At 70.3% G+C, this 19,700-nt stretch carries 19 protein-coding genes; 12 read left to right on the top strand and 7 right to left on the bottom strand.

Annotation, left to right across the window (positions count from 1 at the left end):
* On the bottom strand, positions 1 to 727 hold a 727-nt coding region (locus tag ACZ6ZP_RS22065), incomplete at its 3' end, for an electron transfer flavoprotein subunit beta/FixA family protein (RefSeq protein ID WP_469407969.1).
* Between the two features lie 108 nt (positions 728 to 835).
* Between ACZ6ZP_RS22065 and ACZ6ZP_RS22070 the strand changes: the two genes are divergently transcribed.
* Positions 836 to 1,543: a TetR family transcriptional regulator gene (locus tag ACZ6ZP_RS22070; protein ID WP_361471907.1), complete on the top strand. Its 708-nt coding sequence runs from the start codon at positions 836 to 838 to the stop codon at positions 1,541 to 1,543.
* Positions 1,544 to 1,654: 111 nt separating this feature from the next.
* The gene (locus ACZ6ZP_RS22075) at positions 1,655 to 2,035 is read left to right on the top strand and encodes a Zn-ribbon domain-containing OB-fold protein (protein ID WP_361471904.1); all 381 of its coding nucleotides are present in this window, start codon (positions 1,655 to 1,657) and stop codon (positions 2,033 to 2,035) included.
* A gap of 49 nt (positions 2,036 to 2,084) precedes the next feature.
* On the opposite strand, the gene ACZ6ZP_RS22080 is transcribed toward ACZ6ZP_RS22075, so the two are convergent.
* The 3 genes from ACZ6ZP_RS22080 to ACZ6ZP_RS22090 all read right to left on the bottom strand — a co-directional run bounded on the left by ACZ6ZP_RS22080 (position 2,085) and on the right by ACZ6ZP_RS22090 (position 6,615).
* Positions 2,085 to 3,620, bottom strand: a complete 1,536-nt coding sequence (locus ACZ6ZP_RS22080; RefSeq protein WP_351164052.1) for an AMP-binding protein — start codon at positions 3,618 to 3,620, stop codon at positions 2,085 to 2,087.
* 78 nt (positions 3,621 to 3,698) lie between these two features.
* Positions 3,699 to 5,240, bottom strand: coding sequence for a SufS family cysteine desulfurase (locus ACZ6ZP_RS22085; RefSeq protein WP_469407971.1), 1,542 nt, complete (start codon positions 5,238 to 5,240; stop codon positions 3,699 to 3,701).
* Positions 5,227 to 6,615, bottom strand: a complete 1,389-nt coding sequence (locus ACZ6ZP_RS22090) for a family 2B encapsulin nanocompartment shell protein (protein WP_361471896.1) — start codon at positions 6,613 to 6,615, stop codon at positions 5,227 to 5,229. The genes ACZ6ZP_RS22085 and ACZ6ZP_RS22090 overlap by 14 nt, the downstream gene beginning before the upstream one ends.
* A gap of 334 nt (positions 6,616 to 6,949) precedes the next feature.
* Here ACZ6ZP_RS22090 and ACZ6ZP_RS22095 point away from each other — a divergent pair, with 334 nt between their 5' ends.
* Positions 6,950 to 7,807, top strand: a complete 858-nt coding sequence (locus ACZ6ZP_RS22095; RefSeq protein ID WP_361471893.1) for a GNAT family N-acetyltransferase — start codon at positions 6,950 to 6,952, stop codon at positions 7,805 to 7,807.
* A gap of 48 nt (positions 7,808 to 7,855) precedes the next feature.
* Here ACZ6ZP_RS22095 and ACZ6ZP_RS22100 read toward each other — a convergent pair whose 3' ends face one another.
* Positions 7,856 to 10,138 (bottom strand): glycoside hydrolase family 3 N-terminal domain-containing protein, encoded by a 2,283-nt coding sequence (locus ACZ6ZP_RS22100; protein ID WP_469407975.1) that lies wholly within the window; start codon positions 10,136 to 10,138, stop codon positions 7,856 to 7,858.
* A 181-nt stretch (positions 10,139 to 10,319) separates the two neighbouring features.
* On the opposite strand from ACZ6ZP_RS22100, the gene ACZ6ZP_RS22105 reads away from it, so the two are divergent.
* A complete protein-coding gene (locus ACZ6ZP_RS22105) occupies positions 10,320 to 12,215 on the top strand; it encodes an ABC transporter ATP-binding protein (RefSeq protein WP_469407976.1) in 1,896 nt (631 codons plus the stop codon).
* Between the two features lie 98 nt (positions 12,216 to 12,313).
* Here ACZ6ZP_RS22105 and ACZ6ZP_RS22110 read toward each other — a convergent pair whose 3' ends face one another.
* Positions 12,314 to 12,925 (bottom strand): VOC family protein, encoded by a 612-nt coding sequence (locus ACZ6ZP_RS22110; RefSeq protein ID WP_351164058.1) that lies wholly within the window; start codon positions 12,923 to 12,925, stop codon positions 12,314 to 12,316.
* Between the two features lie 445 nt (positions 12,926 to 13,370).
* On the opposite strand from ACZ6ZP_RS22110, the gene ACZ6ZP_RS22115 reads away from it, so the two are divergent.
* From ACZ6ZP_RS22115 to ACZ6ZP_RS22150, 8 genes are all read left to right on the top strand, one after another.
* Positions 13,371 to 14,126, top strand: coding sequence for an ABC transporter substrate-binding protein (locus ACZ6ZP_RS22115; RefSeq protein WP_366463627.1), 756 nt, complete (start codon positions 13,371 to 13,373; stop codon positions 14,124 to 14,126).
* Between the two features lie 41 nt (positions 14,127 to 14,167).
* Positions 14,168 to 14,953: an amino acid ABC transporter permease gene (locus ACZ6ZP_RS22120; protein ID WP_351164059.1), complete on the top strand. Its 786-nt coding sequence runs from the start codon at positions 14,168 to 14,170 to the stop codon at positions 14,951 to 14,953.
* Positions 14,954 to 14,958: 5 nt separating this feature from the next.
* Complete coding sequence (locus ACZ6ZP_RS22125) at positions 14,959 to 15,792, top strand: amino acid ABC transporter ATP-binding protein (RefSeq protein WP_361471885.1); 834 nt, start codon at positions 14,959 to 14,961, stop codon at positions 15,790 to 15,792.
* A gap of 148 nt (positions 15,793 to 15,940) precedes the next feature.
* Complete coding sequence (gene panD / locus ACZ6ZP_RS22130) at positions 15,941 to 16,381, top strand: aspartate 1-decarboxylase (RefSeq protein WP_351164063.1); 441 nt, start codon at positions 15,941 to 15,943, stop codon at positions 16,379 to 16,381.
* A complete protein-coding gene (locus tag ACZ6ZP_RS22135; RefSeq protein WP_469407980.1) occupies positions 16,378 to 16,725 on the top strand; it encodes a GNAT family N-acetyltransferase in 348 nt (115 codons plus the stop codon). Before panD ends, ACZ6ZP_RS22135 begins: the two co-directional genes overlap by 4 nt.
* A complete protein-coding gene (locus ACZ6ZP_RS22140) occupies positions 16,719 to 17,378 on the top strand; it encodes an aspartate/glutamate racemase family protein (RefSeq protein WP_383821599.1) in 660 nt (219 codons plus the stop codon). Before ACZ6ZP_RS22135 ends, ACZ6ZP_RS22140 begins: the two co-directional genes overlap by 7 nt.
* Before the next feature lie 65 nt (positions 17,379 to 17,443).
* Positions 17,444 to 17,890, top strand: coding sequence for a nitroreductase family deazaflavin-dependent oxidoreductase (locus tag ACZ6ZP_RS22145; protein ID WP_351164067.1), 447 nt, complete (start codon positions 17,444 to 17,446; stop codon positions 17,888 to 17,890).
* Positions 17,891 to 17,985: 95 nt separating this feature from the next.
* Positions 17,986 to 18,180 (top strand): hypothetical protein, encoded by a 195-nt coding sequence (locus ACZ6ZP_RS22150; RefSeq protein ID WP_351164068.1) that lies wholly within the window; start codon positions 17,986 to 17,988, stop codon positions 18,178 to 18,180.
* 34 nt (positions 18,181 to 18,214) lie between these two features.
* On the opposite strand, the gene gndA is transcribed toward ACZ6ZP_RS22150, so the two are convergent.
* On the bottom strand, positions 18,215 to 19,657 hold the full coding sequence (gndA, locus tag ACZ6ZP_RS22155) for an NADP-dependent phosphogluconate dehydrogenase (RefSeq protein WP_351164069.1): 1,443 nt from the start codon (positions 19,655 to 19,657) through the stop codon (positions 18,215 to 18,217).
* Positions 19,658 to 19,700 lie beyond the last annotated feature (43 nt).

A 19,700-nucleotide genomic window follows, 5' to 3' on the forward strand; every position in this document is an offset into this window, starting at 1 on the left:
CCTTGACGATCGTGCCCGCGGTCCGCGCGGGACGCTCGGTGGCCGACTCGACCTTCGTCCAGGCACCCTCCAGGCCCACCTGCCCGGCCTCCAGGTCCAGATCCGAGAGGTCCCAGGCCTGCACCGGCTTCTTCTTCGCCGCCATGATCCCCTTGAAGGAGGGGTAGCGCGCCTCGCCCGACTGGTCGGTCACCGACACCACCGCCGGCAGCGCCGCCTCCAGCTGCTCACTCGCGCTGTCACCGTCCCGGCGGCCCCGCACCACACCCTCGGCGACCGACACCTCGGACAGCAGCGTCACCTGCGGCACCCCCAGCCGCTCGGCCAGCAGCGCCGGCACCACACCCGCCGTGCCGTCCGTGGACGCCATCCCCGAGATCACCAGGTCATAGCCGGCCTTCTCGATCGCCTTCGCCAGCACCAGCGACGTCCCCAGGATGTCCGTGCCGTGCAGATCGTCGTCCGCCACATGGATCGCCTTGTCCGCACCCATCGACAACGCCTTGCGCAACGCGTCCTTGGCATCCTCCGGACCCACCGTCAACACGGTGATCTCCGCGTCGTCCGCCTCGTCCGCGATCTGCAACGCCTGCTCGACCGCATACTCGTCCAGCTCCGACAGCAGGCCATCGACGTCATCCCGGTCGACGGTCAGGTCATCGGCGAAGTGCCGGTCGCCGGTGGCGTCAGGCACGTACTTCACGGTGACAACGATCCTCAAGCTCACGCCGGCTCTCCTACCTGGTGTGGTTCGTTAGGACGACGGTATGGCACTCAGTACCCCCTGTAAAGGTACGTAGTGCCAGATGTGCCGTCACGGTGCTACGTTCCCCGCATGACTGAGGCACGCGGAGCGGCGAAGAAGGCCCCCATGCGAGAGGTGCTCGCCAAGGCGGCGTTCCAGCTGTTCCTGGAGCGCGGCTTCGAGCAGACCACGGTGGACGACATCGTGGCGCGGGCCGGGGTCGGGCGCCGCTCCTTCTTCCGGTACTTCCCGTCCAAGGAGGACGCGGTCTTTCCGGACCACGAGAGCTGCCTGGCCGACATGACGGCGTTCCTCGAAGCGGCCGACGGCGCCGATCCCGTGGACGCCGTGTGCGACGCGGCCCGGATCGTGCTGCGCATGTACGCCACGAACCCCGAGTTCTCCGTGCAGCGCTACCGCCTCACCCAAGAGGTCCCCGGCCTCCGTACGTACGAACTGTCGGTGGTGCGCCGCTACGAACGCACCATGGCCGGCTACCTCCGCGGCCGCTACGCCGAGGCCGATGACGGCTCCCTGCGCGCCGAGGTGATCGCCGCCGCCGTGGTCGCCGCGCACAACAACGCGCTGCGCTCCTGGCTGCGTTCGGGCGGCGACGGTGACGCCGAGGCCGCGGTGGACCACGCGCTCGAACTGGTGCGGAACGGGTGGGGGAGCGCCGCGGCGAACGGGGAGGCCGCCGCCGACACCGACGACGAGGTCGTCGTGATGGTGGTGTCGAAGCGTGCCCCCATGTGGCGGGTCGTGCAGCGCGTCGAGTCGGCCCTCGGCCAGGACTGAACTCCGGAAAGCAGCACTCAGTACCTTTACCTGCTGGCACTCAGTGCCATATGGTGCGAAGGCGTCGACGCCGAGCGCGGCGCATCCGAGCCGAATGCAGGGGGTCGAGACGTGTCCCAGCAGGATTTGAGCGTCGCGCCGACAGAGCACGAGCGAACCGGCCTGATCTACCGACGCTGCCGATGGTGCGGCACCGCGTCCTTCCGGCGCATGCTGTGTCCGGTGTGCGCGTCCAGTGATCTGGAGGCGGAGCGCAGCGACGGCGAAGGCGTCGTCGTCCAGTCCAGCGTGGTCAACCGCTACACGGGGACCGCGCGCAACGAGTCCCTCGTCCGCTTCCCCGAAGGGTTCGTGTTCCGCTGCCGTGTCGTGGGCGCATCACCGCATCTGGTGTGGGTCGGCGCGCGTGTGCGGCCCGTGGCCGGGTCCGATCCGGAGACCGGGGAGGCCGTCTTCGAGCTCTGCGAGACGCACACGAGCACCGACTGGTAGCGCTTCCGGTGGGGCTTTCGGCAGGTGGCGCTACCGGCAAGGCCTGCGGTCAGTTGACGCCCCGCTCGCGCCCTTCCCAGTAGGGCCCGCGCAGCTTGTACTTCTGGAGCTTTCCGGTGGCCGTGCGGGCCAGCTCGGCGCGGAACTCCACCGAGGTCGGCGCCTTGAAGCCCGCGAGGTGCTCCTTGCAGTGCCGGATCAGCTCCTCCTCCGTGGCGTGCGCGCCGGAGGCCAGGACGATCAGGGCCTTGATGGTCTCGCCCCACTTCTCGTCCGGCACCCCGATCACCGCGACCTCGGCGACCGCGGGGTGGCTGAACAGCACGTCCTCCACCTCGATCGAGGACACGTTCTCACCGCCGGTGATGATGACGTCCTTCTTGCGGTCACTGATCGTCAGATGGCCGTCCGCGCCGATCGAACCGCCGTCGCCCGTGTGGAACCAGCCGCCTTCCAGCGCCTGAGCGCTCTCCTCCGGCTGCTCCCAGTACCCCTCCAGGATCACGTTCGAGCGGGCGAGGATCTCGCCCTCGTCCGAGGTCCGCAGCGTCACGCCCAGCGCGGGCGCCCCGGCCCGGACCAGCTTCTCCGCGCGCTGCTGCGAGGTGAGGTCGTCCCACTCGGAGCGGGTGCGGTTGATGGTGAGCAGGGGCGAGGTCTCGGTGAGGCCGTAGATCTGGATGAACTCCCAGCCCAGCTCGGACTCGACCTGGGCGACCGTCCTGGTGGGCGGCGGAGCCCCCGCGACGATGATGCGCACCCGGTCCCGGCCGGGGATCTCCCCCTTCCACGTCCGCGCGGCGGCGAGCACCGCGTTGACCACCGCGGGCGCCGCGCACATCACCGTGACCCCGTGCTCGGCCACCCGGCGCAGGATCTCCGCGCCGTCCACCTTGCGCAGCACGATCTGGCGCGCCCCCATGCCCGCCATCGCGAACGGCATGCCCCAGCCGTTGGCGTGGAACATCGGCAGGGTGTGCAGATAGACGTCCCGGTCGGTGACCCCGGCGTGCAGCGCGAACGTCAGGGCGTTCACCCAGATGTTGCGGTGCGTGATCTGAACGCCCTTGGGGCGCGCGGTCGTTCCGCTGGTGAAGTTGATGGTCGCGGTGGCGTTCTCGTCGTGTTCCCAGGGCTCCGGCTCGGTGTCGAAGCGGTACAGCTCCTCGTCCGCCCGCGCCCCGAGCGTGTAGCGGTGCTTGCAGGTCACCTCCGAGAGGCGGTCCTCCAGTTCGGGGTCCACCAGCAGGACGCTCGCCCCCGACCGGGCGACGATGTAGCTCACCTCGTCGGGCGAGAGACGGAAGTTGACGGGCACGAGCACCCGGCCGTGGCCGCTGACGCCGAAGAACGACGTCAGCAGCCGTGCGCTGTTGTGCGAGACCACCGCCACCCGGGCGCCGTGCGGCACCCCGAGTGCGTCGAGACCGGCGGCCTGGGCCCGCGCCAGCTCACCCACGCGCCGATAGGTGAGCCCCTCCCAGGGCTCGGCCGGCTGATCGGGCTCGTCGACGATGCCGACCCGGTCCCCGTACACGGCCGTGGCGCGGTCCAGAAAATCAAGGGCCCCGAACGGGACGAACATCCTGCCTCCCGAAGCTCAGTCGATGTACGTCGCCTATCCGACCATGCCGTACGGGAAACCGGACCCCCGACGCCCTTCCTACCCGGCCGTCTGTGGCGCCTCCTGAAGCCGCCGCAGGGACGCCACCAGCTGATCCACCTCCTCGGACGTGTTGTAGAGCGCGAGCGACGCGCGGGCGGCCGACTCCAGGCCGTAGTGGGCGAGCGCGGGCTGGGCGCAGTGGTGGCCCGCGCGGATGGCGATGCCGTCGCGGTCGAGCCACTCCGCGATGCCCGCCGGATCGTGGCCCGCGAGCGTGAAGGTGAGGACCGCGATCCGCTCGGGCGCCGACCCCAGGACCTCCAGGCCCGGCACCGTGGCCATGGCCTGCTGCGCGTACGTCATGAGCGCGCTCTCGTAGGCTGCGACGGCGTTCCGGTCGAAGGACGTGAACCAGTTCAGGGCGGCCAGCAGGCCGACCACGCCCGAGATGTGGCCCGTGCCCGCTTCCAGGCGGTGCGGGACCGGCGCGAACGTGGTCCGTGTGAAGTCGACCGAGTCGATCATGTTGCCGCCGCCCTGCCACGGCCGCATGGCCCGCAGGATCTCCGGCTTCGCGTAGAGCGCGCCGATGCCGGTCGGGGCGAAGAGCTTGTGCCCCGAGAAGGCGTAGAAGTCGGCGTCCAGGTCCTGCACGTCCACCGGGAAGTGCGCGACGGCCTGCGCCCCGTCCACCAGGACCTTGGCGCCGTAGCGGTGGGCGAGGGCCGTCATCTCCTTCACGGGCGGGACCGTGCCGAGGACGTTCGACGCGTGGCTGACGGCGACGAGTTGGGTGCGGGAGGAGAGGAGATCGGCGTACGCGTCCTGGTCGATCGCTCCCTCGGGCGTGAGGGGGATCGGCACGACCCGGGCGCGGGTCTCCTTCGCGATCAGCTGCCAGGGCACGATGTCGGAGTGGTGTTCGAGGACGGCCACCAGAATGTCGTCCCCGGGACCGAGGTTGTCCCGCCCCCAGCTCTGGGCGACCAGGTTGATGGCCTCGGTCGTGCCGCGTACGAAGACGATGTCGTCCGGCGACCCGGCCCCCAGGAACTGGGCGACCGCGGACCGTCCCGCCTCGTACATCTCCGTCGCCTCGCGCGCCATGGTGTGCGCGCCCCGGTGGATGTTGGAGTTCGCGGCGCCGTAGTAGGCGCCGAGCGCCTCGATGACCTGGCGCGGCTTCTGCGTGGTGGCGCCGTTGTCGAGCCAGACCAGGGGGTGGCCGTTGACGGTGCGGTGCAGGATCGGGATGTCCTGGCGGGCCGACTCCGGTGTGAACCCCGGGGGTTGGAGCTGCGGGAGCGCGCCCGCGCCGGGGGTGGTCGGGGTCGCGGCCGGGAGAGCGGATTCCGCGGGGGCCGTCGGCAGCACCGCCGTCGAGCCCGGGACTCCCGTCGCGCCCGGAACTCCCGTCGAGCTCGGCAGCCCCGTCACGCCCGGAACTCCCGTCGCGCCGGGGGCTCCTGCCGCATTCGGCAGGCCCGACAGACCCGACAGATCCGGCAGCCCCGTCGCGCCCGGCACCCCCGTCACACCCGGCAGGTTCGACAGCCCCGGAACGCCCAGCCCTCGCGCCCTGGCGTCAGGAGTAGTCATGGTAGTTCGACACCTCGACGTTCTGCAGGACGGCGATGGCGTCCTCGACCAGCACGGCCGTGTTGAAGTACGCCGTCATCAGGTACGACGTGATGCCCTTCTGGTCGACGCCCATGTTCCGCATGGACAGGCCCGGTTCGACCTCGTCCGCGACGCCCGCGGGACGCAGCCCCACCACGCCCTGCTCGGCCTCGCCCGTCCGCATCAGCAGGATCTCGGTGGTGCCGAGGCCCGCGCCCGTGCCGCCCGAGAACCGCACCTTGTCCGACGGGACCAGCGGAACACCGCGCCACGTCAGGAGCGGGCTGCCGAAGCGGCTGTCCGTCACCGGGGGCACGCCCCGCCGCGTACATTCACGGCCGAAGGCGGCGATCGCCCTGGGGTGGGCCAGGAAGAAGCCGGGCTGCTTCCAGACCCGCGTCAGGAGCTCGTCCAGGTCGTCGGGGGTGGGGGCGCCGGTGCGCGCCTGGACCCGCTGCCCGGCGGAGACGTTGTGGAACAGGCCGTGCTCCGGGTGGTTCAGGAGCGAGGACTCCTGCCGCTCCCGCAGCGCCGCGATGGTGAGGTTGGACTGTGCGCGGGTCTGGTCGATGGGCCCGTTGTAGAGGTCGGCGACCCGGGTGTGCACGCGGAGCACCGTCTGCGCGAGCGTCATGTGGTACTCGCGCGGCGCGTCCTCGTAGTCGACGAACGTCCCCGGCAGGTCCGGCTCGCCGACGTGCCCCGCGCTCAGGTCCACCGGCACCTCGGCGCCGGGCGTGTCGGGGTCCGCGTCGCAGTACGCGGTGATCGCACCCCCCAGCGCCTCGTCACGGTCGGCGAGCCCGGCGAGCGCGCTGCGGTCCGCGCAGAGCGCCACACCCGGGGTGAGCGCCTTGACGCGGTAGGGCATCGCGGCGGTCCGGGTCCACGCGCCGAGGTCGAAGAACTGGCCGTCGCCGATGACTTCGAGCAGCGCGTCCTCGCCGTACCGCCCGGTCACCCGCTTCTCGGCCTTGCCCTGCACGATCACCCACAGCCGGTCGGCGGGGTCGCCCTCCTGGGCGAGCACCTGCCCGGCCTCGAAGGTGACCTCGGTGAAGGCGCCGGCCAGTTCGGCGAGCAGGGCGTCGTCGGCGTCGCGGAGGTAGGGCACCTCGCGTAAGTCGCCCGGGACGACGCGCTGCGAGCCGCTCTCCTCGTACGTGGTGATGCGGTCGTCACCGAGCACGAACGTCCGGCGGCGGTTCACCCGGTAGGTGCCCGACTCGACATCCACCCAGGGCAGGGCGCGCAGCAGATAGCGCGGGGTGATGCCGCGCATCTGCGGAGTGGTCTTGGTGGTCGTCGCCAGTTGCCGTGCGGCATCCGGGCCGAGTGCGAGCCGGTCGTTCACTGGAACCTCCTGGAAGAACGGTTTCTGCTGGCTGCCGTGACGGCATCCGGCGCCGATCGTCTTCGCGTTGTTCCATGACCGCAAGTGGTCGTTTGTCAGGGCTCGTCGAGAAAAGGCCGGAAATGAATGGACAGTGGATCCCGCACCCGCGGACCAGCCTTCCAGGCCTCTTCCGGAAATTCCTCGCACGGCAGATATCCGGCTCAAATCATCCCGATACCGGAGCCGAGCACCCCTGAAAGGAGCGCTTATGAATCGGGTATCGGAGCCGTGCCCCGGGCAGGATGATGGCGGTGCGGCCGATGATCGCGGCCGCCGTACGAAGGGTGCAGCGATGACAGACTCGGCCCCTGGGCGGCTCACCATCTCGCGGGCGACGCTCGACGACTGGCAGATCGTCAGCGGATGGGCGGCGGACGAGGGCTGGAACCCGGGACTGCGCGACGGCCCGTCCTTCTTCGTGCAGGACCCGGAGGGGTTCTTCATCGGCCGCATCGACGGCGAGCCGGTCTCCGCGATCTCGGTCGTGAACTACGACGAGCTGTACGCCTTCCTGGGCTTCTACCTCGTCCGCCCCGACCTGCGCGGCCGGGGCCACGGCATCACCACCTGGCAGACCGCCATCGCCCACGCGGGAAACCGCACCGTCGGCCTCGACGGCGTGGTCGCCCAGCAGGACAACTACCGCCGCTCGGGCTTCGAGTTCGCCCACCGCACCATCCGCTACACGGGTCTCGTGCCCGGCGGTTTCCCACGACCCCCGCGGATCCTGCCGGTCGAGGCCGCGGGCCTGCGGGCGATCACCGCGTACGACGCCGCGTGCTACCCCGCCGACCGTCCGCGCTTCCTGGAGTCCTGGCTCACCGCGCCGGGGCACCGCGCCCTGGCCCGCATCGTCGACGGCCGCGTCACCGGATACGGGGTGCTCCGCCCGGCACACGGCGCCCTGCGCGTCGGGCCCCTGTTCGCCGATACGCGCGCCGACGCGGAGGAGGTCTTCGACGCGCTGACGGCGGAGGCGGACGACGTGCCCGTCGTCATCGACGTCCCCGAGTCCCAGCCGCATGCCGTGGCCCTGGCCGAGGCGCGCGGCATGAAGCCCACGTTCGAGACCGCCCGCATGTACACCGGGCCCGTGCGCGAGCTGGCCCAGGAGCGGGTCTTCGGCGTGACCACGCTCGAACTCGGCTGACGGGTGAGGGCCGGGCCAACCGGGACCCGGCCCTCCGCTCCGCTGCCGCTACGTGATCGTCAGCCTCTTCTTCGCCTCGGCCTCGGAGCTGTTGCCCACGTAGATGTCCACGGCCCCTTCCTCGACACGGAACTCACCGCTCTGCGCGTTCGTCCAGAACCCGAAGTCGTCGGCGCCGAGCCGGAAGCGGACGGCTTTCGACCTGCCCGGCCCAAGGGTCACCCGGCGGAACCCGCGCAGCTTGCGCACCGGCTGCGTGATGCTCGCCGCGATGTCGTGGACGTACAGCTGGACGACCTCGTCGCCCTCGCGGTCACCGGTGTTGCGGACGGTGACCGAGACCTCCAGCGTGTCGCCCTTGCGCAGCGCCCGCGCCGACACGCTGTCGCGGCTCAGCTTCGGCTCGCCGATCTCGAACCTGGTGTAGGAGAGCCCGTGGCCGAAGGCGAACTGCGGGTCCGGGGGCAGGTCGAGGTACTTGGACGTGTACTTGTTGTCCGCGTTGTAGGGGCGGCCCGTCGACTCGTGGTTGTAGTGGACGGGGATCTGGCCGACCGTGCGCGGGAACGAGACGGGCAGTTTGCCGCCCGGATCGACCTTCCCGAACAGCACGTCGGCGATGGCGTTGCCCGCCTCGAGACCCGGGTGCCAGGCCTCGAGGACGGCGGGCGCGGACTTCAGCCAGTCGCCGACGGTCAGCGGGCGCCCGTTGACCAGGACCACCACGAACGGCTTGCCCGTCCCGGCGATCGCCTCGATCAGCTTCTCCTGCCCGCCCGGCAGGCTGATGTCGCTGCGCGCCGCCGCCTCGCCGCTCATCGCCGGGGGCTCGCCGACCACGACGACGGTGACGTCCGCCTTCCCGGCCGCGGCGACCGCGGCCGGGATGCCGCCGGTGTCCGTGCCATCGGCGTCGACGCCCTTCGCGTACGTCACCTTCGCCTGCGGGGCGGCGGCCCGCACCGCCGCGAGGATCTTGCCCGAGGGGAAGCTCTTGGCCGCGCCGGGGAACGTCCACGTGCCGAGCAGGTCGTCCGAGTCGCCGAACGGCCCGACGACCGCGATCGAACCGGTCGACTTCTTGAGCGGCAGCGCCTCGCCGTCGTTCTTCAGGAGCACCATCGAGCGGGCGGCGGTCTCGCGGGCGGCCTTGCGGGCATCGGCGGACGGCTTGTCGATGGCGGCGCCCTCGTCGACGTACGGATGCTCGAAGAGCCCAAGGGCGAACTTCAGGCGCAGGACTCGCGTGACCGCCTCGTCCAGACGCTTCCTGCTGATCCTGCCGCCGCTCAGCAGCTTCTTGCCGTGCTCGGCCAGGTCCGTGCTCGCCATCTCCATGTCGACGCCGGCGTTCAGCGCGAGGCGGGCCGCGTCGGCGCCGTCCTCGGCGAAACCGTGCGCGATCAGCTCGTCGACGCCGTTCCAGTCGCTGACGACGAAGCCGTCGAAGCCCCACTCCTTGTGCAACACGTCGGTGAGCGTGTGGGAGTTGCCGTGGGCCGGGACGCCGCTGATGGTGTTGAAGGAGGCCATCACCGTGGCCACGCCCGCGTCCAACGCGGCCTTGAACGGCGGCAGATAGTGGTTGCGCAGGCGCGACTCCGACACGTCGACCGTGTTGTAGTCCTTGCCGCCCTCGGCCCCGCCGTACGCGACGAAGTGCTTGGCGCAGGCGGCGACGCGGTCCTTGGCGTCGAGGCCCGAACCCTTCTCGCCCTGGTAGCCCTCCACCTTGGCCACGGCGAACGCCGTCGTGAGGTACGGGTCCTCGCCGCAGCCCTCGGCGACGCGGCCCCAGCGCGGCTCGTGCGTGACGTCCATCATCGGCGAGAACGTCCAGTGCACGCCGTTCGAGCGGGACTCCTTCGCCGACACCTCGGCGTCCCGCCGGGCGACCTCCGGGTCGAAGCTCGACGCCTGGGCGAGGGGGATCGGGAACGTCGTCCACAGTCCATGGATGACGTCGAGCCCGAAGAGCAGCGGAATGCCGAGCCGGGACTCCTCCACCGCGATGCGCTGCAGGGCGTTGCTGCTCTTGGCGCCGAAGATGTTCAGGACCGAGCCGAGCCGTCCGGCGCGTGCCGCGTCCTCGACGTCCTTGGTCTCGCTGCCGCCGGGGCCCGTGCTGACGGCCCAGGGGAGCTGCTGCAACTGACCCAGCTTCTCTTCGACAGTCATACGGTCGAGCAGCTTCTTGATCTTCGGGTCGACGGGGCTCGGACGCTCCGGCGCGGCCTGCGCGATTCCGGTGCCCGCGGCGGTGAAGCCGCCTCCCGCGACGGCCGTGCCGCCGATCGCGGACAGCAGAGTACGCCTTCGTAGCTCTCGCATGTGTTCGCCTTCTCGCGTCAGGAAGTCGACAACCTCTGTGATGGCCACAAGAGTTGAAGCGAAAGTACGTTCCTGTTACATGCGGGTCAAGGGACGCGGCAGGGACGCGCGGGGGTCTCGTTTCGGTGGTCCTTTCCCCGACGCTTGACCTCAAGGAAACTTGAGGTTCTACGTTCTTCTCATGAGCATGGAAACGACAGCCTGGACCCAGCTGCAGAGCGTCATGCACGCCGAGCAGGACCGCCGTCCCTTCGCCCGCGCCACCTTGCGCCGCATCGGCACCTTCGCCCGGCCGCACAAACGCCGCATCGTCTACTTCGTCCTCCTGAGCGTCGTCACCGCGCTGCTCGCCGTGGCCACCCCCGTCCTGGCGGGCAACGTCGTGGACACGATCGTCAAGGACGGCGAGTCCTCCCTCGTGGTCCGGTACGCCCTGCTCATCGCCGCCATCGCCCTCGCCGAAGCCGGCTTCGGCCTCCTCGGCCGCTGGCTGTCGGCGAACCTGGGGGAGGGGCTCATCCTCGACCTGCGCACGGCCGTCTTCGACCACGTACAGCGCATGCCCGTCGCCTTCTTCACCCGCACCCGCACCGGCGCGCTCGTCAGCCGCCTCAACAACGACGTGATCGGCGCCCAGCGCGCGTTCAGCAACACGCTCTCCGGCGTCGTCGGCAACGTGGTCACGCTGCTCCTGACCCTGGCCGTGATGCTGACGCTCTCGTGGCAGATCACGCTCCTCGCCCTTGTCCTGCTGCCCGTCTTCGTCGTGCCGGCGCGCCGCATGGGCTCTCGGATGGCCAAGCTTCAGCGCGAGGCCGCGCACCACAACGCGGCGATGGGCACGCGGATGACCGAGCGCTTCTCCGCTCCGGGCGCCACCCTCATCAAGCTCTTCGGGCGTCCGGGCGCAGAGTCGCAGGAGTTCGCCACGCGGGCCCGCCGGGTACGGGACATCGGCGTCCGCACGGCCATGGCGCAGTCCACCTTCATCACCGCGCTCACACTGGTCTCCGCCCTCGCCCTGGCGCTCGTCTACGGCCTCGGCGGCTACTTCGCGCTCAACGGCACCCTGGAAGCGGGCGCGATCGTCTCCCTCGCCCTGCTCCTGACCCGCCTCTACGCGCCGCTGACCTCCCTGGCCGGAGCGCGGGTCGAGGTCATGAGCGCGCTCGTCAGCTTCGAGCGGGTCTTCGAGGTCCTCGACCTGAAGCCGCTGATCGACGAGAAGCCGGAGGCCCGTGAGGTCCCGGCAGGCCCGGTGACGGTGGAGTTCGACGACGTCCGCTTCGGCTACCCGTCCGCCGACAAGGTCTCCCTGGCCTCCCTCGAAGAGGTCGCCTCCCTCGACACCCGAGGCGGCGACGAGGTCCTGCACGGCCTGTCCTTCCGCGCCGAGCCGGGCCAGACCGTGGCCCTCGTCGGATCGTCGGGGGCGGGCAAGTCGACCATCGCGCAACTGCTTCCGCGCCTCTACGACACGGACGGCGGGGCCGTACGCATCGGCGGGGTCGACGTCCGCGACCTCTCGGCGGCGTCCATGCGCCAGACCCTCGGCATGGTCACCCAGGACGGCCACCTCTTCCACGAGTCGGTCCGCGCCAACCTGCTGCTGGCCCGGCCCGAGGCCACCGAGGACGACCTGTGGGACGTCCTGCGCAGGGCCCGCCTCGAAGACCTCGTACGCTCCCTGCCCGACGGCCTGGACACCGTGGTCGGCGAGCGCGGCTACCGGCTCTCCGGCGGCGAGCGCCAGCGCATGACCATCGCCAGGCTGCTGCTCGCCCGGCAGCGGGTCGTCATCCTCGACGAGGCCACGGCGCACCTGGACAACACCTCGGAGGCGGCGGTGCAGGAGGCGCTGGCCGAAGCGCTGGAGGGCCGCACCGCGATCGTCATCGCGCACCGGCTCTCGACGGTGCGCTCCGCCGACCAGATCCTCGTCGTGGAGGCCGGGCGGATCGTGGAGCGCGGGACGCACGAGGAACTGCTCGCGGTGAGCGGCCGGTACGCGGAGCTGTACCGCACGCAGTTCGCGGGCACGGCGGGGACATCGGAGAAGACGGCGGTGGCGGTGTAGGCGAGCGGATCGTCGTCGGCTCCTGCGGTCCCGCTCCGTCGGCTTACGACGGGGCGGGATCCCTGTGCGCGCCCGGCGGTCTCAGCGGCCGGTTCGCGTCAGGCCGCGGGCTCCCACGCGAATCCGTCCGGGTCGGTGAAGGTCCCGGCGTCGCCGCCGATCGCGAGCCGGTGCGAACCGCTGCCCTCCGGCGGGACACCGGCGACCTTGGCCAGGCCGCGACGCGGGTACAGCGACAGTTTGACGGGACTCGACGAACCGTCGAACTCGACGTACTTGCTGCCGAAGCTCTTGGCGACGGTGAGGCCGCGGTCGACGTAGAACCGCTTGGTCGCGGCCATGTCCGAGACGCCCAGCAGGAGAACGATCTCGTCGATCTTCCGGCTGTCGGGGCCGGTGTCCTTCTTCGACGAGCTCGCGAGCTGCCAGACCGTCCCGTCGGGGGCCTGTACGACGCCGCCGTAGCCCCACAGGGACTTCTTCGCGGGCTTCAGCTCCGTGGCCCCGGCGGCCAGCGCGGCACCGAACAGACCGTCGACGATCGACGGCTGGGAGACCACGAGCGAGACCGTGAACCAGCGGAAGCCCGACGTCGGGGCCTCCGAGGCCCGCAGCCGTACCTGCTTGTCGAGCCCGAAGGCGTCCGTGTAGAAGCGCTCGGCGGCCGTGGGGTCGGCCACCTCGAGGGTGATGCAGTCGATGGAGGTCATGTCCGTCACGCTAGGCGGGCTCGGTGACCGGTGCTTCTCCGATCCTGATCGCTTTCCCGCATGGCCCTCCGTTTCCCGCATGGCCCTCCGTCGCGCGTCTGCGTGACCGGGATCTCGATGCGGCTCGTGGCGCCGCTGATCCTGACGGACGCCGCCCCTCACGGGCTCGGCGTCGACCCGGAACCTGACGCAGAGCAATCTGCCGCTCACACAGGGGAGTTGATGCGGTGGAGATCGAGTGTGTTACCCATACGCAATCCCGAGGGCGGGACAAGAGCCCTGGCCGGTGGCAGGATGCACCGCAGCTTGCGCAGCACACAGCGCTGTTGATCTCGCTCGCGCTCTGGTTCGAGCCTGCCCTGGAGGTCCTGTGTCCGCTCGTCCCCCGAAGTCCGTTCGTTCCCCGGTGGCCGCCATAGCCCTGACCGCAGTCGCCGGCCTGCTGATGACGGGCTGCACCAGCACCAAGTCGGACAGCGACGGCGACAAGGGCGCCTCGGGGATCAAGCTCGTCTCGTCCGGCAAGATCAAGACCTGCACGCATCTGCCCTATCCGCCGTTCCAGTCGAAGAAGGACGGCAAGATCGTCGGATTCGACGTGGATCTGGTCGACCTGGTCGCCAAGGAACTGGGGGTCGAGCAGGAGATCGTCAACACACCCTTCGAGGGCATCGAAACCGGCCAGGACTTCAACATCCGCAAGTGTGACCTGGCCGCGGCAGGCATGACGATCACCGACGAGCGCGACAAGGTCATGGACTTCTCGGCCCCCTACTTCAACGCCACCCAGGCGCTGATCACCAAGAAGGGGCAGCCCTACAAGACCTTCGAGGATCTCAAGGGAAAGAAGCTCGGCTACCAGAAGGCCACCACCGGCGGCATCTACGCCAAGAAGGAGAGCAAGGGCCTCGACATGGAGCTCGTGGAGTACGAGGACGTCGGCTTGCTGCTCACGGCGGTCAAGGCCGGCAAAGTCGACGCGGGCATCAACGACAACGGCGTGCTCTTCGAATACATCAAGGACAACCCGGACACCGAGGTGACCGCGGAGTTCGACACCGGTGAGAAGTACGGAATCGGCTTCCGCACGGGCAACGACTCACTGCGTACGAAGGTCAACGAGGTCCTCAAGGAGGCCCGGGCCGACGGCAGTTACGACAAGATCTACAAGAAGTGGTTCGGTACCACTCCGCAGAGCTGACCTCGAGCATTCAAACGGCTGACCAGAGGAGTTCTGCACGTATGTCCATGTCCCGACGGCGGCGGGCACGGCTGTTCCGCGGCGTCCAGTACGCCGTGCTGTTCATCGCCGTAGCCGTGTTCGCGCTGGTGGCCGACTGGGGGACACTGCGCCAGGCGTTCTTCGACGTGGAGATCGCCAAGGCGCTGTTCCCCGAGGTGATCACCACCGCGCTGGTCAACACCGCCTACTACACGCTGCTCGGCTTCGGCTTCGGCCTGGGGCTCGGCGTCGTCCTCGCGCTGATGCGGCTGTCCACGGTGCCTCCGTACCGCTGGATCGCGATCGCCTACATCGAGTTCTTCCGCGGCGTTCCGTCCCTGCTTGTGTTCATCGCGCTCGGCTTCGGTGTGCCGCTGGCCTTCGAGGTCGCGCTCGACATGAACATCACGGTGATGCTGTCCCTGGGCCTGGTGGGCGCCGCCTATATGGCCGAGACGATCCGCGCGGGCATTCTGGCCGTGCCCAAGGGGCAGACGGAGGCGGCCCGTTCGCTGGGCATGTCACCGGGGCGTGCGATGGTGTCGATCGTGATGCCGCAGGCGTTCCGGATCGTGCTGCCGCCGCTGACCAACGAGCTGATCCTGCTCACCAAGGACTCCTCACTGGTGTATCTGCTCGGCCTCTCGCTCGGCCAGTTCGAGCTGGCCAACTTCGGCCGGGACGCGCTGAACGAGCACAAGAGCCTGACCCCGATCCTGATCGCCGGACTGCTGTATCTCGTCATCACCCTCCCGCTCGGCCATCTGGTGCGGCGGCTCGAGGCCCGTACGGCGAAAGCCAGGTGAGCACCATGAAGTTGGACAAGGCACCCGACGCGCCCGCACCTTCGGGCCAGGCGATCGAGGTGCGCGAGCTGCGCAAGTCGTTCGGCGATCTGGAGGTGCTCAAGGGCATCGACCTCACGGTCGGGCGCGGTGACGTGGTCTGTGTCATCGGCCCTTCGGGCTCCGGCAAGTCGACCCTGCTGCGCTGCGTCAATCTCCTGGAAGAGCCCACGTCGGGCACGGTGACGGTGGCCGGCACGGAGGTCACCGACCTCGATGTGGACATCGATCGCGTACGCCGCCGGATCGGCATGGTCTTCCAGTCCTTCAACCTCTTCCCGCACCTCAGGGTGCTGGAGAACCTGACCATCGCGCAGCGCCGTGTGCTGCGGCGCGGCAAGGAGGAGGCGGAGCGCATCGCGCGGGCCAACCTCGCGCGGGTGGGCCTCGTCGACAAGGAACAGTCCTATCCGGCGCAGCTCTCCGGCGGGCAGCAGCAGCGGGTCGCGATCGCTCGGGCGCTGTCCATGGACCCCGAGTTGATGCTCTTCGACGAGCCGACCTCCGCACTCGACCCCGAACTGGTCGGGGACGTACTCGCGGTGATGCGCTCGCTCGCCCAGGAGGGGATGACGATGCTGGTGGTCACCCATGAGATGAGCTTCGCGCGCGAGGTCGCCGACCGGGTGGTCTTCATGGACGACGGAGTGATCGTCGAGGAGGGCACGCCCGAACGTGTGGTGGGCGACCCGCAGCACGAGCGGACCCGGACGTTCCTGGCACGCGTACTCGATCCTGCGGCGGCGGAGGTGGGCGAGGTCCCGGACACAGGACCGCACGAGAAGCGCGTGGACCGCTGAGTGCGCCTCGGGGCCGAACATTCCAAGCCTGCTCGCCGCAGCGCACGATGTTGTGGAAAGTCCTAGATTCGAACGGTGGCCGATGTACAGTGAAAGGCGCCCCTGACCTGCAAAAAGCTGGCAGGGAGCCGTCTTTCAGGAGTCCAAAGTGCTGCGTACTCTATTCAAGTCCAAGATCCACCGCGCCACGGTGACCCAGGCCGACCTGCACTACGTCGGTTCCGTCACCATCGACGCCGATCTCCTCGACGCCGCCGACCTGCTGCCCGGCGAGCTCGTGCACATCGTCGACATCACCAATGGCGCCCGCCTGGAGACCTACACCATCGAGGGCGAACGCGGCAGCGGCGTGATCGGCATCAACGGCGCGGCCGCGCACCTCGTGCACCCCGGCGATAGGGTGATCATCATCAGCTACGCCCAGGTCGACGACGCCGAGGCACGCACCCTGCGGCCCAAGGTCGTGCACGTCGACGGCGCGGACAACCGCATCGTGGCCCTCGGCGACGACGCGGCGGCTCCGGTGCCGGGCGCCGACGACATGGCGCGCAGCCCGCAGGCCGTGTCAGCACTCCAGGAGAGCCGATGAGCAGTGGGATCGAGATCCGCGACGACCGGGCGCGCGGCGTCCTCGAAGCGCGCGCCGACGGCGAAGTCGTCGGCCAGATCGTCTACTTCACGCTGGACGCCCCCGAGTCCGCCCTGGTGCCGGTGCACACCGAAGTGGTGCCCGCGCACGAGGGCGAGGGCATCGCGGGTTCGCTGGCCGGGGAGCTGTACGCGATGGCGGCGCGGGAAGGCGTCGCCGTGGCGCCCCTGTGTCCGTACGTCGTGAAGTGGGCCGAGCGGCACCCCGACGAGGCGCCCGTCCCCTCGGGGGTACTGGTCGCCGCAGCCCTGGACAAGGTGAAGTCGGACCCGGCCGCGTGGTGACGCCGGCGCTCGCCCTGCTGCACACCTCGCCCGTGCACGTCCCCGTCTTCGAGGAGCTGCGGGACGAGGACCATCCGGGCGTGGCGCTGCGCCACCTCGTCCACGAGGAGCTGCTCGCGCGGGCCCGTGCCGAGGGGCCGGACGCGGTGGCCGGCGCCGTCCAGGAGCTCCTGGAACGGGCCGCCGCCGACGGGGCGAGCGCCGTGCTCTGCACCTGCTCGACGATCGGCGGTGTCGCCGAGTCCGCTGCCGCCGCCGTCGGAGTGCCGGTGCTGCGGGTCGATAGGCCGATGGCGGCCGCCGCCGTGGCCGCCGGGCGGTCCGTGGCCGTCGTCGCCACCGTGGCCAGCACCCTGGGGCCGACCGTGGCCCTCGTCGAGGAGGAGGCCGCCCGCGCCGGGCACCCCGTCGACGTCACCACCGTCCTGGTGGACGGCGCCTGGGAGTGCTTCACCGCCGGTGACCACGAGGGATATGTGGACCGGATCGTGGCCGCCGTCGACGCCCTGGACGGCGTCGACGCCGTCCTGCTGGCGCAGGCGTCCATGGCGTCCGCCGCGGACCGCACCACCCTGCGTGCCCCGGTGCTCTCCAGCCCAAGGCTCGGACTGCGCGCGGCAGTTGACCGGTGCGGGGCGGGTGTCACGTCGTAGGCTGATCGCGGGAGGTGAGTGACCGCTCACCTCCCGCTCACCCCTACGACTTCACAGGAGCGGACATGGCGCAGCAGGACGAAGAGGCCGTGATCAGTCCCACCGGCTGGGTGGCCGATCAGGCCCGCCTGTACGAGGAGTCCGGCGGAAAGAAGGGCGCTCGGATCCAGGGCGCCCCCTGCCTGCTGCTCGACTACCGCGGACAGCGCACGGGGCAGCTGCGCCGCACCGTGCTCATCTACGGCCGCGACGGCGACGACTACCTCATCGTGGCCTCCAACGGCGGAGCCGACGAGCACCCCCTGTGGTACCGCAACCTCGCCGCGAACCCCGACGTGCGGCTCCGCGTGGGCACCGAGGAACGGTTCGCCGCCCGCGCCGAGACTCTGTCGGCCGAGGACAAGGCCAGGGTCTGGCCGGGCCTGGTCGAGCTGTTCGCCCCCTACGCGGACTATCAGGCCAAGACGGATCGCGACATCCCCGTCGTGCGGCTGCGCCGCACCCAGGACTGAGTTCGGACGTCACGAGGACGCGTTAACTCGGCAGGCGTGGGCACGCGAGGCGGGAGAGAGTGGACACGACCGATCTCCGACCCGCTGGAGGAGACATGACCGTCCCGTACCCCGAGCCCACGCCGCCCAGCCCGATCCCCGACCCGGGCGGGCCGAGTCCGGTGCCCGACCCCGAGCGCCCCGTGCCGGGGCCGGGTCCCGGCCCCGTGCCGCGGCCCACGCCGGATCCGCCGCCGACCCCGCTCCCGCCGCCGGGACCGGAGCCCGAGACCGAGCCCAAGCCGGTCTGACGGCGGGGGAGGCCGAGACGTCCTCTCGTTCGGATCAGGCCCGCACTTCCGAGCGGTCCCCGCCCCACAGGGTGTGGAACGACCCCTCGCGGTCCGTACGCCGATAGGTGTGCGCCCCGAAGAAGTCCCGCTGTCCCTGCGTCAGCGCGGCCGGCAGCCGGTCCGCGCGCAGCGCGTCGTAGTACGCGAGGGCCGCCGAGAAGCCCGGCGTGGGGACACCCTGCCGGGTGGCCGCGACCAGAACCGCCCGCCAGTCGTCCTGGGCCGCGCCGATCTCCTGCGCGAACGTCTTGTCCGAGAGCAGGCTCGGCAGGTCCGCGCGCGTGTCGTACGCGGCGCGGATGCGGTCCAGGAAGGCGGCGCGGATGATGCAGCCGCCGCGCCAGATGGCGGCGACCGCCCCCAGGTCGATGTCCCAGCCGTACTCCTCGCTGCCCGCGGCGACCTCGTGGAAGCCCTGCGTGTACGACACGATCTTCGAGGCGTACAGCGCCTGCTCGACCTGGTCGGCGAACGCCCCGGCCTCGGCCTCGCTCAGCGCACGCGCCGTCGGGCCCGCCAGCTCCTTGGACGCCGCCCGCAGTTCGGTGTGGCCCGACAGGGAGCGCGCGAACACCGCCTCGGCGATGCCCGACACCGGCACGCCCAGATCGAGGGCGATCTGCACGGTCCAGCGGCCGGTGCCCTTCTGCTCGGCCTGATCCTGCACCACGTCCACGAACGGCTCGCCCGTCGCGGCGTCCACGTGCTTGAGGACCTCAGCCGTGATCTCGATCAGGTAGGAGTCGAGGCGGCCGGTGTTCCAGGTGCGGAAGATGTCCGCGATCTGCGCGGGGGAGTAGCCCGCCACGTCGCGAAGGAGCTGATACGCCTCGGCGATCAGCTGCATGTCCGCGTACTCGATGCCGTTGTGCACCATCTTCACGAAGTGCCCCGCGCCGTCCGGGCCGACGTGCGTGACGCACGGGGACCCGTCCTTCGCCTTCGCCGAGATCTTCTCCAGCATCGGGCCGAGCGAGGCGTAGGACTCCGGGGAGCCGCCCGGCATGATGCTCGGGCCCAGCAGCGCGCCCTCCTCGCCGCCCGATACGCCCGTGCCGACGAAGTGGATGTCCTGCTCGCGCAGTTCACGCTCGCGGCGCCGGGTGTCCGCGAAGTGCGCGTTGCCGCCGTCGATGATCATGTCGCCCGGCTCCATGAGCGGCGCGAACTCCTGGATGACGGCGTCCGTGGGCTCACCCGCCTTCACCATGATGACGAGGCGGCGCGGGCGTTCGAGGGCCGCGACGAACTCCTTGGCGGTCTCGGTGGCGATGAACTCGCCCTCGTGGCCGAACTCCTCGACCAGCGCGTGGGTCTTGGCCGCCGTGCGGTTGTGCAGGGCGACGGTGTAGCCGTTGCGGGCGAAGTTGCGTGCCAGATTGCGCCCCATGACCGCGAGGCCCGTGACACCGATCTGGGCTGACGTGCTGCTCATGCCGTGGCTCCTGGATGTGGAAGTGCCGGTGGTGTCCGCCAGT

This window comes from Streptomyces sp. NPDC054047 (assembly GCF_055585065.1).

Bases quoted from the DNA above. Each gene is read 5' to 3' on its own strand.
- ACZ6ZP_RS22070 (WP_361471907.1), top strand. From the start codon at position 836: ATGACTGAGGCACGCGGAGCGGCGAAGAAGGCCCCCATGCGAGAGGTG.
- ACZ6ZP_RS22080 (WP_351164052.1), bottom strand. From the start codon at position 3,620: ATGTTCGTCCCGTTCGGGGCCCTTGATTTTCTGGACCGCGCCACGGCC.
- ACZ6ZP_RS22085 (WP_469407971.1), bottom strand. From the start codon at position 5,240: ATGACTACTCCTGACGCCAGGGCGCGAGGGCTGGGCGTTCCGGGGCTG.
- ACZ6ZP_RS22095 (WP_361471893.1), top strand. From the start codon at position 6,950: ATGACAGACTCGGCCCCTGGGCGGCTCACCATCTCGCGGGCGACGCTC.
- ACZ6ZP_RS22100 (WP_469407975.1), bottom strand. From the start codon at position 10,138: ATGCGAGAGCTACGAAGGCGTACTCTGCTGTCCGCGATCGGCGGCACG.
- ACZ6ZP_RS22105 (WP_469407976.1), top strand. From the start codon at position 10,320: ATGAGCATGGAAACGACAGCCTGGACCCAGCTGCAGAGCGTCATGCAC.
- ACZ6ZP_RS22110 (WP_351164058.1), bottom strand. From the start codon at position 12,925: ATGACCTCCATCGACTGCATCACCCTCGAGGTGGCCGACCCCACGGCC.
- ACZ6ZP_RS22115 (WP_366463627.1), top strand. From the start codon at position 13,371: ATGACGGGCTGCACCAGCACCAAGTCGGACAGCGACGGCGACAAGGGC.
- ACZ6ZP_RS22120 (WP_351164059.1), top strand. From the start codon at position 14,168: ATGTCCATGTCCCGACGGCGGCGGGCACGGCTGTTCCGCGGCGTCCAG.
- ACZ6ZP_RS22125 (WP_361471885.1), top strand. From the start codon at position 14,959: ATGAAGTTGGACAAGGCACCCGACGCGCCCGCACCTTCGGGCCAGGCG.
- ACZ6ZP_RS22135 (WP_469407980.1), top strand. From the start codon at position 16,378: ATGAGCAGTGGGATCGAGATCCGCGACGACCGGGCGCGCGGCGTCCTC.
- ACZ6ZP_RS22145 (WP_351164067.1), top strand. From the start codon at position 17,444: ATGGCGCAGCAGGACGAAGAGGCCGTGATCAGTCCCACCGGCTGGGTG.
- ACZ6ZP_RS22150 (WP_351164068.1), top strand. From the start codon at position 17,986: ATGACCGTCCCGTACCCCGAGCCCACGCCGCCCAGCCCGATCCCCGAC.
- gndA (WP_351164069.1), bottom strand. From the start codon at position 19,657: ATGAGCAGCACGTCAGCCCAGATCGGTGTCACGGGCCTCGCGGTCATG.